This window comes from Bradyrhizobium sp. USDA 3311 (genome assembly GCF_054062495.1).
In genome coordinates, this window is sequence record NZ_JBSSFI010000001.1 from 2,905,571 (window position 1) to 2,919,202 (window position 13,632).

General features: G+C 64.1%; 9 protein-coding genes, 1 tRNA gene and 1 pseudogene. 8 read left to right on the forward strand and 3 right to left on the reverse strand.

The window, feature by feature from the left end:
• Positions 1-123: 123 nt before the first annotated feature.
• Positions 124-3,612, reverse strand: coding sequence for a PAS domain S-box protein (locus ACVWW6_RS13775; protein WP_456680871.1), 3,489 nt, complete (start codon positions 3,610-3,612; stop codon positions 124-126).
• Between the two features lie 705 nt (positions 3,613-4,317).
• Here ACVWW6_RS13775 and ACVWW6_RS13780 point away from each other — a divergent pair.
• The 6 genes and pseudogenes from ACVWW6_RS13780 (at position 4,318) to ACVWW6_RS13805 (ending at position 9,473) form a co-directional block, all read left to right on the forward strand.
• Positions 4,318-4,752, forward strand: coding sequence for a phasin (locus ACVWW6_RS13780; protein WP_456680872.1), 435 nt, complete (start codon positions 4,318-4,320; stop codon positions 4,750-4,752).
• 265 nt (positions 4,753-5,017) lie between these two features.
• Positions 5,018-5,094: transfer RNA gene (locus ACVWW6_RS13785), tRNA-His, on the forward strand.
• A gap of 402 nt (positions 5,095-5,496) precedes the next feature.
• Positions 5,497-5,601, forward strand: a pseudogene (locus ACVWW6_RS13790) (type IV secretory system conjugative DNA transfer family protein); the annotation flags it as partial.
• 1,175 nt (positions 5,602-6,776) lie between these two features.
• Entirely contained in the window at positions 6,777-7,112 is a 336-nt protein-coding gene (locus tag ACVWW6_RS13795) for a helix-turn-helix domain-containing protein (protein WP_104462250.1), read from the forward strand.
• Positions 7,105-8,352 carry a type II toxin-antitoxin system HipA family toxin gene (locus ACVWW6_RS13800; RefSeq protein WP_161536681.1) on the forward strand — a complete coding sequence of 416 codons (1,248 nt, stop codon included), beginning with the start codon at positions 7,105-7,107 and terminating at the stop codon, positions 8,350-8,352. The genes ACVWW6_RS13795 and ACVWW6_RS13800 overlap by 8 nt, the downstream gene beginning before the upstream one ends.
• Positions 8,349-9,473 (forward strand): hypothetical protein, encoded by a 1,125-nt coding sequence (locus ACVWW6_RS13805; protein WP_456680873.1) that lies wholly within the window; start codon positions 8,349-8,351, stop codon positions 9,471-9,473. The genes ACVWW6_RS13800 and ACVWW6_RS13805 overlap by 4 nt, the downstream gene beginning before the upstream one ends.
• A gap of 167 nt (positions 9,474-9,640) precedes the next feature.
• On the opposite strand, the gene ACVWW6_RS13810 is transcribed toward ACVWW6_RS13805, so the two are convergent.
• Positions 9,641-9,787 carry a hypothetical protein gene (locus ACVWW6_RS13810; protein ID WP_282525207.1) on the reverse strand — a complete coding sequence of 49 codons (147 nt, stop codon included), beginning with the start codon at positions 9,785-9,787 and terminating at the stop codon, positions 9,641-9,643.
• A 281-nt stretch (positions 9,788-10,068) separates the two neighbouring features.
• Between ACVWW6_RS13810 and ACVWW6_RS13815 the strand changes: the two genes are divergently transcribed.
• Positions 10,069-12,159, forward strand: a complete 2,091-nt coding sequence (locus ACVWW6_RS13815) for an AAA family ATPase (protein WP_456680874.1) — start codon at positions 10,069-10,071, stop codon at positions 12,157-12,159.
• Positions 12,156-13,223: a hypothetical protein gene (locus ACVWW6_RS13820; protein WP_456680875.1), complete on the forward strand. Its 1,068-nt coding sequence runs from the start codon at positions 12,156-12,158 to the stop codon at positions 13,221-13,223. The genes ACVWW6_RS13815 and ACVWW6_RS13820 overlap by 4 nt, the downstream gene beginning before the upstream one ends.
• A gap of 27 nt (positions 13,224-13,250) precedes the next feature.
• Here ACVWW6_RS13820 and ACVWW6_RS13825 read toward each other — a convergent pair whose 3' ends face one another.
• The gene (locus ACVWW6_RS13825; RefSeq protein WP_456680876.1) at positions 13,251-13,529 is read right to left on the reverse strand and encodes a dihydrofolate reductase family protein; all 279 of its coding nucleotides are present in this window, start codon (positions 13,527-13,529) and stop codon (positions 13,251-13,253) included.
• Positions 13,530-13,632 lie beyond the last annotated feature (103 nt).

Sequence of the window (13,632 nt, forward strand, 5' to 3'; positions counted from 1 at the left end):
CCACCGTGCGCGCGGCGTGAGCCTTCGCGCTTGGTTCGATCGGTCGAACCGCGGGCTCGCGCCACCTCCCCGCTGGGGAGAGGTGGTCCTCGCCCAGTCGACCAGGTTTGATTTCGCCGAGCCTCAAGCCCGCGCCAGCGCGGGCGCGAACACCACTTCGATCAGCGTGCCGTGGCCTGCGCTCTTGATGTTGAACCGGGCGCGGTTGGCTTCGACCAGCGCTTTGGTCAGCGACAGGCTCAGCGCCGAATTGTCCTCGGCATCGCCCGGCGGCGGGGTGCGGAACGGCTCCATCGCGGCCGCGACCTCGCGCTCGCTAAGGCCGTGGCCGGTGTCGCGGATGCGAAGCGCGACCTCGCCGCGATCGTTGAGCGCGGTCGAGACGATCACCTGGCCGCCGGCGCTGGCGAGCCGGATCGAGTTCGAGATCAGGTTCATGGTGATCTGCCGCATCGCGCGCGCGTCCACGCTCACCTGCGGCAGCGCATGGCCGAGCGAGGTGCGGATGATGATGCGCTCGCGGTTGGCCTGCGGCTGCATCACCACGACGCAGGCCTCGACCAGGTCGTTGAGGTTGAGGTTGGCGAAGTTGAGGTCGAGCTTGCCGGTCTCGATCCGCGACAGCTCCAGCAAATCGTCGATGATCGCGATGACGCGCTCGCCGGAGGCGCGGATGTCCTTCATGTATTCGCCGTAGCGCTCGTTGCCGAGCGTGCCGAAGCGTTCGGAGATCATCACCTCGGCAAAGCCGATGATGGCGTTGAGCGGCGTGCGGATCTCGTGGCTGATCCGCGCCAGCATGTCGGCCTTGGCATTCGCCGCGCCGTCGACGAGACGGCGGGCCTGCGTCAGCTCGCTCTCGCCCTTCTTGCTCTGGGAGAGGTCGCGGAACACGGCGAAGAAGTTCGGGCCGTCGGGCCTTGTGCGGCCCATGATCATGGCGAGCGGGATGACGCCGCCCTTCTTCTCGCGCCCCAGCACCTCGCGGCCGTGATCGAGCAGGCTGGAAATGTCCTGGCTCTTCAGGCTTTCGAGATAGTCGGCGACGATCTGCTGGCTCTCCGGCGCGAACAGCGACACCAGGTTCTGCTCGAGCAGCGCTTCGCCGTCGTAGCCGAACAGCGCTTCGGCGCTGCGGTTGCAGACGAGGATGTTGCCTTCCGCATCGAACATCACGATGCCCTCGGCCGTGGTGTCGAGGATCGCGGCGAGATCCTCGGCGTCGGCATCGCCGGCCTGGGACTCGAGCTCGGACGCGTAGGGGAAAGACTCCGCGACAAGTGGCTCGGTGACGACTGGCTCGGCGGCAACGGACAGCGCGGCGACAGGCTCGGCAACGGCGGGCGCAGTAACGACAGGCGCAGCAGCCGGCAGCGCGCAGACCAGCGCATGCGCGCTCTCGCCGTCCCAGTCGATCGTGTGCAGATGCGCCTCGGTGGTCGGAAGCGGCTCTTCGCCGTTGGGAAGCGTCGCGCTGATCGTGACCGGCGTGCCGCCTTGCGAGGTGCTGCTGGCGGGCGATACGCCCGGCTCGACATAGAGAGCATCGAGGCCGCCGGCATTCTCCAGCGCGCTCACGCTGGCATGGCCCATGCGCGCGAGGAACGCCGGGTTGGCGTAGAGCAGGCGGTCGAGCCGATAGATCAGGATGCCGGTCGGCAAGAGGTCGAGCAGCGCGCGGTCGCGCATGCTGTGGCCGCGCGCCGGCGGCGCCGGCTCGGTCAGCCATTCGGCCGGCGCGTGCGGCGCCTCGATCAGCGGTTCGGGCGTGCTCTCCGCCGGCGGTTCGGTCGTCGCGGTGGCGATCGTCTCACGCTCGCGTTCGAGGCGCTCGGACAATTGCCGGGCGAGCTCGTTGAACGCGCTGTTCTCGATCGGCGTCAGCGTCGGCGATCTCTGATCACCAGGTGATCTGGTATCGCCGGGCGGGCGGAACGGCACGACGTTGGGAGGCGTTTCCACTGGCGTTTCCGGATCGGTTGGATGTGAATTCGCGTCGAGGGCGGGGGCGGGCAGTTCAGCTTCGGGTGCGGGCTCAGGCTCGGGTGCAGGCGGCTCGGCCGGCGGCGGCGGCGCCTCTGCCACGGGCTCCGGATCTGGCTCGGCGATGTGGGCGGACAGGCCGTGCTGCGCCGGCGGTTCGGCGAGCAGCTCGAAGCGCCGGAGCGCATCGAGCCGGTTGAGGCCGTCGAGATCGCGGCAGACGCCAAAGCCCTTGAAGCCGGCGAAATTGCGCGCGTGGTCGTAGACCGGCAGGCCCGCGAGCTCGACCGGCAGATGCTCGCCGCCATCGGCCGGCCAGTTCACAGTGATCCCGGCCCAGGTGTCGTGGCTGGCCAGCGCCTGCGCCACGCGCCCCTCCGGGTCGAGCGAGAATTCCTCGGCGATCTCGCGCCAGGGGCGGCCGAAGCCGGCGGCCGTGTGCGCGCCCATCAGGCGGATGAACTCGCAGGACGCCAGCACAAAGCGGCCCTCTGCATCCATCTGCCAGAGGAAGCGCAGCGGATGCTGATGCGGCGCGGGCGTCTCCGTGGGACCCGACGGCGGCTCGACCATGCCGGTAGTGATCGACGCGGCCTGCGGCGAGACAATGGCTGAGGGGTGGTTTTCAACCGGAGTTTTGGGCGCGTCAGCCGGCTCTTCAGCCGATTCCTGGGCCGTCTCTTCAACCGTCTCGGCGACGGCTTCTTCGACAGTCTCCTGGACCGTTGCGATCTCCGGCGCCGCCTCGCTCGCGGGCAACGCGGGCGCGATCGTCTCGGCCGGCGCGGGCGTTTCTACCGGCTCGGCGAAGGCATCGAACATCGCGATCGCGGCTAGCGGGTCGTTCGACGGCGGTGGCGCGTTCGGAGCCTGCTCGGTTTGCGGCGTGGATTGAGCCGGCGCCGCGGGCGTGACGTCAGGCGTGCTCTCGGATGCGGATGCGGCCGGGGCGGCATCGCTCGCCGCTGCCGCTTGCGCGGCGGCCGGCTCGATCAGCGCGACCAGGCCGATATCGGCACCGAGGCCGACCCGTTGCAGCACCATCTGGCCGATGCCGATCGGCGTCTCGGCGCGGCCGTTGCGAAGCGCATCGCCGCGGGCCCGTTCGAGCCCGGCTTCGCCGAGATCGCGGAAGCCGAGCAGGGAGCGGGCGGCTTCGCTGGCGCCGACGAACATTCCGTCGGGCGCGAACGCCGCCATCGGCATCCTGGCGCCCGCGACGAGGCGATGCAGGCGCTCGATCAGCGGCATGGTGCGCACCGATGGCTCCATCGCGGTGACGAGCACGGCCTGGCCGCCATCGGCGAAGGTCAGCCGCGTGCAGGCGCAGGTCATCAGCGTTCCGAGCCGGGCGCCGAAGCCGCGCAGCCGTTCGAGCCGCACCGTGCCGCTCGCCGGCAGCTGCCGGGCGAGCCGGGCGACCTGGCGGCGATGGCTGTCGGCCGGGCCGAACGTCTTTTCCGCCAGCACTGCGGCATGCGCCGCGCCGAAGAATTTTGCGCCGACCGGATTGGCCCACAGCACGCGCGTGCCGTCGACCGACCAGAGCCACGCGGGCAGCGGGGATGTCGCATGCACGGCCAGCCGGGGATCGCCCACGCCTCGCAACTGGAAATCCGAATGACTCATCCAACCGGCTTTAAGTCTCGCTGTCACGCCTCTGGCCCTAGGGCTGCCGGGAATGACAGCCTTAAGAAAGGGTTAGTATCGCGCGCGGGCGCGGGCAGGTCCACGGCCCCAGCCTATGGGGGAAGCCCTAAAGCCGCGATAACCTTAATCCGGCCGCCCCCGCAAGCCGCGCGGCCGCTGCATCCGCAGGATTCGCGCGCCGCGGGCCCGGTAGACTAGCGCGGCATCACAGCTGCCCATCCTCCCCTGGAGGGGGAGGATGGGTTCGCTTGGCGCGAAGCGGCATGCGAACCCAGGTGGGGTGACAGTCTCTCCGCATTTCGCACTGCCCGAGTGGAGAGATCACCCCACCCCGCCCGCGCTGCGCGCGATCGACCCACGAGCGAGCTACGCTCGTCTCGGACCCTCCAGGGGAGGGTAAGCAGCCCGACCGCGCGGTCTTGGAATTCAACATCGTGGTACCGCAACCACGGGTTCCCATACCCCGGAACCTCATCCTCCCCGCGATTAAATTTTCTCTGCGCCCCCTGGATCGCGTTGCGCTGCACAATGTTGACATGTTACCCAGTGATACTGCTGGGCGTTGGACGAGCCATCTTTTTCGTTACGCGTATCCAGTCTTCGTATCCGCCACAGAGGGCCCCGGTTGGCCGGCGGGCGCGCCAGAAGGCTCACTCCATTTTCCAAGACCGTGAGGGACCAACAATGACAGGTGCGACTGATCCGTTTTCTGCCTCGATCATTCCGTTCGAGGTGCCCGAGCAGATGCGTGCGTTCGCCGAAAAGGGCGTTTCGCAGGCCCGCGAGAGCTACGCCAAGTTCAAGGACGCGGCCGAAAGCCATAACGGCACCATCGAGGCCCTGTTCTCCTCCGCCAGCAAGGGCGCGAACGAGTACACCGCCAAGCTGATGGAGTTCATGAAGGCCAACACCACCGCCCATCTGGACTTCACCCAGGAGCTGCTCGGCGTGAAATCGCCGTCGGATGCGTTCGCGCTGTGGAGCAGCCATGGCAAAAAGCAGCTCGAGACCTTCCAGGCCCAGGCCAAGGAGCTCGCCGAGATCGCCCAGCGCGCCGCCACCGCCGCCGCCGAGCCGATCAAGGCCAGCGCCTCGAAGCTCTACCCGCCCGCCGCCTGAGCGACGGGGCCGGTTTGATCAGGGCCTGATCCGGACCCGAAGGGCCGCGCGCGAAGTGCACGGCGGTCTTTCGATGAGATCATGCCCAAATAATAAGAAACCCGGGCCCAGGCCCGGGTTTTCCTTTGCAAATAACGTCGTTTGAGGGTGGATTCCGCCCGTTTGCGGCCTTGCCAAAAACGGCCGTTGCACCTAGTTTCCGCCCCGTCCAGCCCCCCTCGGTGACCGGCCTTTTCAGGTAGCCCCAGGGGCGGCTCGCAAGGATGCAGTTGTAGCTCAGTTGGTTAGAGCGCCTGTCTGTGGAACAGGAGGTCGGTGGTTCGAGCCCACCCAACTGTACCAGCAAAATCAACGACTCACTGAACTCCTCGAAGGCTTGCGGATTGTTCTAGCTACCAGATAGCTACCACGAGAGGACGGGTGAACTTCGCTCGCTTGAGCGCAAGCGAAATTTACGCGCCTGGCACATTGTCCAGATGCCGCTTAGTCCGGCCTGTGGGTTGCGGTCAGTGTGAAGGAAAATGGACGGAGTCGCACCCGCACCAACTTGCAAGGAGCGTTGACACCAATGCTCTCTCAAGGCTGAAACAGGGGTTCGATTCCCCTAGGGAGCGCCAGTTATTTCAATGATTTAGATCTACTCTGGTGAAGTCGTCGAATATTCGTTGAATAAGCGTCGGCGAACGTTGGCGAACTCCGCAACACTAATTCAGTGATCCAATCACCTAGCTCTCTGTCATCTTCGATAGTCCTACGACGCTTTACCTCGTGGTGCCGCCGTCTGATATCTCGCGGACCAAGCCCTTGATCCGCCTGGTACTGAACCAGATCGGTCGGCGCCTGCCCGAGTTGAAGTGCCAGCACATAACGGCCGTTATCGGCGAATGCTTCCGCATCCAAATCGTTGAGAATAGCGTCAACTCGGTTCGTGACCGTTGCGGCATCGAGGATACGATTGCGTTCTGGTTCAAATAGCAGTCGGATCAGGTCAATTTCTGAGGCACGCAAATCGATTTTCGCGCGCCCTTCAATGAACGGAATGTCCTCTTCGTCGAGCTTGTTTGCATCAAGGCCGATGAGATCGGCGATGACCTTGCCCAGCGCGCGCCAGTCGTCGAGGAAGGAAAAGATGACCGAGCCGACCGGACGGCTCTTGGCGATGACATGCAGTGGAGCCTTGTTGAGTTCTGCGACCCGCAGGCAAAACTCGAACCCGCCCAAGCGAAAATCCGGAGTTGTCGCGGCTCCAGTAGAATAGACGGCTCGGCCATCGATCCGGCCATGGACCAACCCCTGGCCGTGAACGGCACCGAGAGCTTCCGCCAAACGGCGCAAATTCTTCCAGAGGAGAACGCGCTGACGCGGTCCGTGTAGGCTGCGGAGCCAATGATCGGGGCGCACAAATCGTGAGGCGTGTTCTAGCGGAGCGACGTCGCTTGGCATGACAATGTAAAATGCATCGTCACTTTCTCCCGAGGCCAGAACCTCGACAACGACTTCATTCCCCCGCGGGAAAGCACGCACGCGCTCGCTCTGGCGCATTTCATGCCGCCACAGTTCTCGGAAGTCCGCGTCGACCGCGGTTCCGGTCTTTGCCCAGTATTTAAGGACCACCGGATCGCCAGTACGACGGTCGGTCGCACGGATCACTGCAGATTTCAGCGCGGCCGTATTTGGGGATGACAGGAAGGTTTCATCGAGCTCGAAGCGTTGCTCAAGCGTATCGAGTTGCCGTTTGGCATTCCTTGATTGCATCAATTTCCCCAACGCCACTTCGAATGCAGACATCGATATGGCACTTGCGCGTTGTTCGAATCAGTCACGGCGGAACCCTCACGATCCGTGTTTCTTGTTTTGTTCGCAAGGAGGGTCTCGGGTAGCCAGCTGCCCGAGTCCGACGAGGCCTCGCTGGCTGTCTCCATTGGGTGGCGCTATTCCAGCGTAGCGCGGGCAACCCGAAGGGACTGGCAAAACTGTTAGCTTCGTGCTACATATAGCCAAATTTTGTAGTGCGAAGGTAGCAAATGCCGACTCCTCACAATCCTCCCGCCGCTGTGCGGCGCGCCCTGCGCAAGCTGGGCGCGGACATCCATGACGCCCGCCGCCGCCGACGGCTGCCCATGGCGGTCGTGGCGGAACGCGCCTTCACGTCCCGCTCCACCCTCCAGAGAGTCGAAGCCGGCGACACCAACGTCAGCATCGGCATCTATGCCGGTGTCCTCCAAGCGCTCGGTCTCCTCGACGGCCTGAGCCAGATTGCCGACATCAGCAACGATAGCGTCGGGCGGGCCCTCGCCAGTGCCGAGCTGCCCAAGCGCGTCCATCTCAAACGGCCGGCTGGACCGCCCCGTAATGGCTGATTTCGAGGTCCATATCGATCTCGAAGGTCGCGCGCGCCAGATCGGGCTGGCGCGAAGCAGTCGCGTTCGCGGCGCCGAGACGATTCTCTTCGAATATGACGGCGCGTGGCTGGAAGACCCCGACGCCTTCTCGCTTGAACCCGCCCTTGCTCTCGGCCGCGGCGCCTTCGCGCCGCCCGCCGGCCTTGCAACTTTCGGTTCCATTGGCGATTCGGCTCCTGACACCTGGGGCCGTCGCCTCATGCAGCGTGCCGCGCGCCGCCTCGCCGAACGCGAAGGCCGTGCGGTCCGTACCCTCGCGGAGAGCGATTATCTCCTCGGCGTCGCCGACGAGACCCGATTGGGTGCGCTGCGCTTTCGCTGGGCTGGCGATGATACCTTCCAGGCGCCGATTCGCACGGGCGTGCCTGCCCTGGTCGAGCTTGGCCGCCTGCTTCAGATCACCGAACGTATCCTTCGCGACGAGGAAACCGACGAAGATATGCAACTCATCTTCGCTCCTGGCTCCTCCTTGGGCGGGGCGCGGCCCAAGGCGTCGGTGATCGACCAACACGGGCAACTCTCCATCGCCAAGTTCCCCAAGGAAACTGACGACTACAGCATGGAGACATGGGAGGAGATCGCTCTGCGCCTCGCGGGCCAAGCTGGCATCGTCACCCCCAGACACGAATTGATCGACGTCGCCGGTAAGAGGGTCATGCTGTCGCGGCGCTTCGATCGGCGTGGCGCAATCCGCATTCCGTTCTTGTCAGCCATGGCGATGATGGGCATCAGGGACGGCGAACGCGGCAGCTATCCCGAAATCGTCGATGCCCTCGCTGAATATGGCGCGCAGAGCAAGACCGACGCCCATGCTCTTTATCGGCGCGTCGTCTTCAATGTGCTGATCTCCAATGTCGACGATCATCTGCGCAACCACGGTTTCCTTTGGCTCGGAAAGGCAGGATGGTCGCTCTCTCCGGCCTACGATCTCAATCCTGTCCCGACGGATCTCAAGGCGCGGGTTCTGACAACCAACATCGATCTCGACGAGGGTACCTGTTCGCTCGATCTGCTGGAGGCTGCTTCCGAGTTCTTCGCGCTGACGCTGGTACAGGCTCGCGCGATTATCAAGGAAGTCGCCACCATCACCGCGACTTGGCGCCACACCGCGAAGGCGGTGGGCGCCCGCGGGGCCGAGATCACCCGCATGGCCAGCGCATTCGAGCACGACGACCTGAACCGAGCGCTCGCCTTATGACGAGAACCTTTCTTCACAGCTTCGACCCGCCGACCGCCAATCCCGTCACTGGTCCCACCGTCGACCTTGATGTCGCAGCCATCGAGGACGCCGGTATCCGGGAAGTGCTGCAAACGCCGGGCGCTGCCTATGGCGCATGGTCCATTCTGGATGCGCTGCTCACCCCAACCGGCTCTGGAACGCCCTTCATTTTCAAGGAGCCACTTGGTCAGGCCCGCGAGGTGAAGGTGGCCCTATCTGGTCTGTTCGGGCGCTTCATCGCGCGCGCCTACCTTGAGCGGTACTTCAGCCTGTCGATTTTCGCGCATCTCGGCAGCCGCGTCATCGATCTCGACGGGCGCCGAAAGGTGAAGATCAAGCGCTTGTCCCGAGGTGATCTGCCCGACTGGGTCGCTTGTGCCTCCGACTTGGCCTCCCTGACCGTCGCGGAGGCCAAGGGCTGCCATGATGCAGGAGGTCCGGCAGCGGCATTGGCCCGCGCCTGGAAGCAGGCCGCGCGAATTGATGTGACGGCCCGAGGCCGCAAGGTCACCGTGAAGCGCATCGCCGTCGCAACACGTTGGGGCATGGCCGTCTCAGGCCCGGCCAATGCCCATCTCTCGGTCAAAGACCCCGTGGACGAGGGCGAGCCCATCAAGCCAGAGGAGAAGGACGCACTCTTCATTGGGCTGCTCCGCCTCCACATCGCCAATCTGATTCGGCCACTTGGTCATGTCGAACTGTCGGATGCCCTGAAGCGCATGACCCATCAGCCCTTCGCCAACCGGCTCCAGGCTGACGTCCAGACGGCACGATCGCTGCTCGACGCCGCCCCGGTGGACGATGTTGAAAAGGCGAGCGCGATCAGCGGGCTTGTCGGTGGAATCGTCACACGCGCCGGACCTGTAAACGATGCCGATATTTCCGGTGCCGATCAGGAAGCGCTCGCCCGCCTCAATCTCCGGCCGATCTTCGTTGGGATAGACCGGGATCTCATCCGCGCCGCCATCGACGCCGAGCCCGACGCAGTGCGCGTCCGGCTGACCGAGACCGCGCAGCCGGATGACTTTGCACGGTCTGATCGTGCGGGGGGCTGGATCGTGCCGCTCGGCCAGGAACGCCGCATCATCAGAGGGACCTGAGATGGTGATTGCGGGAACATAGAAACGGGGCCTGTGGCAGCAGGTAAAGGTCGGGGGAAACCATGGACGGACAGGACGAGGATCTTTCGAACGAAGCAGCAGCTCTTGCCGACATTCTCAAATGGTCGGCGGATTTGCCGGCTTGGCAGCGCGATGCGCTGCGGAGGCTATGTAGTCAGCCCCTGCTGGAAAGCGCCGATATCATAACGCTTGTCGCCATCTGCAAGGCCGCCGAACAGGGAGTGCCCCTCGACGCCAGCCACGTCCGCGACCCGTCGGCCAGCCATGCCGTCGTCAGCCTTGGCGCCCTTCATGGCCTCTCGCACGTCAACGCCCTCGCCCCGGCGAGCGGCTATCCTTTGGCAAAGCCGGCCTCACGGTCATCTATGGTGACAATGGCGCAGGTAAGTCCGGATATGCTCGCGTTCTCAAGCAGCTTTGCCGCGCGCGTTCGCCGAAAGGCGATGCGATCCTGCCTAACATCTACGCGGCCAGCCCCGGCACTCCCGCCGCCTGCATCGACTTCTTTATCGGCGCACAGAAGCGAAGCGCGTCGTGGACCCAGGGCAGCGCGCCGGACCCAATGCTTTCCGCCGTGAGCGTGTTCGATTCCCGAACCGCCAACGTCCATGTCGAGAACACCAACGATCTCGCCTACACTCCACTTCCGCTCCGCATTCTCGCCGGCCTCGCGCAGGCCTGTCAGGACGTAAAGGCCAAGCTGGCTGCGGAGATTAAGGCGCTCCAGGGACAGACGCCGGCTGTCCTCTCCACACCCGAATGCAAGCAGGACACTGCAGTCGGCAAGCTGATCACCGGGCTGTCGGGCAAGACCAAACCGGAAGACATCGAGAACCTCGCCGGCCTATCGCCCGACGAGGAAGCACGCCTCCAGACGCTCACAACAGATCTCTCAAGTGATCCGACCCGGACCGTTCGTCAGCTCCAGGGCCAGGAAAGCCGCATCAAGACTATTGTCAGCCAGCTTGAGCACCTGGCTGCGGTCGCCACGGATGAAACGTGGACAGAGCTCAGCGAAGCCCACACGCATTTGTCGAACGCGCGCTCCGCCGCAGCAGCCGCATCCGCAAATCTCTTCGCCGATGAACCGCTGCCCGACATCGGTTCTGACGTTTGGAAGGTCTTGTGGGAGGCCGCCCGCGATTATTCGCGCGCATCTGCCTACCCGGATCGGCCGTTTCCGGTAACGGAAGGCGGCGCCCATTGCGTCCTCTGCCAACAGCCGCTCAGCGAGGAGGCCGCGCAGCGGCTCCGCAGTTTTGAGACCTTTGTTCAGGACGAGAGCAAGCGCCGTGAGCAGGAAGCCGCTGACGCCTACAGTGAGAAGTGCGAGGAAGTCTCGTCGAAAGCCATCTTGATGACGGGCCTGCTGGCAATCGTCGCCCTGATGCGGGATGACCTCGGCGAGGAAAAACTGGCGGCCACTCTTCGCCGTGAAATCCTGCAACTGGCCTGGCGGCTGCGCGCGCATCTCAGAACTCACCACTTGGCGGCGATGCCGGTCCTTCCGCCTGCAGCAGTCCCTTCCGTCGTCCCTTTGCGCACGGTGCTCGATGATATAGCCGCCCGCATTGCCGGCCTCCAGGCGGAGGCCAATTCTCCACAGCGGGCAGCGCTCATCGCGGAGCGTGATGGCCTCACCGACCGCAAATGGCTCGGTGTGGTGAAAGCCGATGTGCTGGCCCAGATCGAACGCCTCAAGGCGATCGAGGCGATCGAGAAGGCCAACAAGGACACGGCGACGAACAAGATCACGACCCAGAGCGCCCGTATCGCGCAGGCGCTCGTCACCAACCGCTTGCGTGGCCAGTTCGCCATCGAGGTAAACAAGCTCGGCGTCGCCGGTCTTGCCATCGAGCTTCAGCAGGCGAAAACCAGCGCGGGCGTTCCCTTCTTCCAGGTCCGGCTCATCAACAGGCCGAGTGAGCCGGTTGGTAAAGTCCTGAGCGAAGGCGAGCATCGCTGCGTGGCGCTCGCCGCTTTCATGGCGGAGCTTTCGACCATCGACGCCCAGTCGGCGATCGTGTTCGACGACCCCGTCTCCTCACTCGACCATCTACACCGGGACAAGGTTGCCGCCCGACTGGCCGAGGCCGGGCAGACCCGGCAGGTGATCGTCTTCACCCACGATATGGCCTTCCTGCTCCTTCTTGATGAAGCCTGCCGGGCGACCAAAGAGCGGGAGGCGACACCGGTAGCCTATCGGCTGATCAGCCGCGGCGTCGACAACGCCGGCTATTGTCACCAGGAGCCGCCGGCCAGCGTCATGCCGCTCGACAAAGTGATCGAGGGGATGAAGGCGCATCTTGCGAACGTGAAAATCCATCACGAGCGCGGCGATCAGGCGAAGTGGCTTCGCGAGGTGACGTCCTTCCAGGATCAACTTCGCACCACATGGGAACGCGCCGTCGAGGAAGTGGTGGGGCCGGTGATCCGCCGCTTGTCGCGCAAGGTCGACACGACGGGGCTCATCAAACTGACGGTGCTTACCGACGCTGATTGTACCGTGATGCGGGAGGCCTTTGGGCGCTGTTCGGCACTCCTCCATAGTCAGCCCGGTGAGATCAATCCGCGCTTGCCAGCCCCCGCGCTTATCGAGGGCGAGATCGATGTCCTGGAAAAATGGATCGCCGACGTGCGGACCCGTCAGGATAAAGCGGCATGAAATGGTCCGAGCTGAAGCGCGCATCCGATACCATCCTCGCGGTCTGGCCCCATTACCGCCCGCTGCACGAACGTTGGTTCATGCAGGAGCTTGTCGACAAAGGTGAACTCGCTCCAATCTGGCGCGAGCGCCTGGTGCCGGGCGACAATGACGCGGTTTTTGCCGACCACTATCCTGATCGAGACGCCGCCATTGCGGCGGCCAGCGCGCTCAATCCCGTTCTACAAGCGGCGCTCTCTAATCGTGCGATGGACCCGGTCGCCAAGCGATCCCTGCAACTGAAGGTCGACAAAGCCCTGCAAGCAAAGCAGCGCTTGCAGGACGAAGAGGCGCTGATGCTCGCCGAAGCCCTGCGTCGTCATGCTGACGACGAGCAGCCGAGTGCCGATGCGCTGAAGCTCGCACCAGAGGCAGAGCGTTATCGTGCCGATCTCGCGGAACAGCTTGCGGCTATGCCCTATCTCAAGGTCGCCAAGGTCGGTCGATCGAACAACCGTTGGGCACACTACCTGCTGTTCCTCGGGCACGACGGCATCTGGTCGAAGCCGTATCTCGCTGGTGAGAAGGCGGCGCACACCGCCGAGCGAGCGAAGATTGCGAATGGCTTCGGTCTCAGCACGACCATGCATTGGGGCAAGGCGAAAGCTAGGATCAGACAAATCCTGCTGCCCCGCGCCAATCAACTGCTTCAGCTTGCAAGCGTGCAGCGCCTCCTCGCCGAAGCGCTCGCGCGAGGCGAACGCGTCCTGGTCTCGAATGGTATCGTCTTTTGGTACGAGGCCGACGGTGGCATTGGCTGGCAGGTGAAGGAGACCTCTTCGACACGCGAGGCCGAAGGGGCGACGGTCTGGAAAGAGGGCACAATTCTCTCCACCAACCACGGTCGGCTGGTCGTGCTGCCCTACATCAAGGAGAATGGCGAGTACATCCGCGGCCATACCAAAAATGGCCCGAACGACGGGCGCGCTCTTACTCGTCACCCCGACCACTACGTCGAGATTCCGTTTTCTCTGTACGACGGGGATCTCATGATCGGACTGTTCGGGGAGCTGCCCTACGAATGAGGGTGCATTTTACCACCGACAACGACTCTACAACCTGTAGCCCTCACCTCCTGCAGCTCGAATTTTGGAAGCGCGGGGCAGCTCGCTGGGAATAGAAAGCCCTTCGCCCAGCGCGACCTGGTTCATGTAGAATTGATGTTCGTCGACGACGTCATTTGCCCCCAAGGCCGAGGCAAAACCCGCGCCGCCAAAGTCGATGAGATTGCGGCCCGACTCCGCCTTGAGCGCGACGATTTCGTCCACCAAGGGCACTCTCGCAAGTTCGGTTCCAGCCCATTTGGTTTCGGGAGGAGTTCGGGAGAACACGAACTTTCGAGCGTCGACGATACGGTGCGCAAAGGCGAAATCCGGATCGTCGCTGTAGTCGCACGCGAACTAGGTCTAATGATCGAGGTGTCCGCCCTCCAGG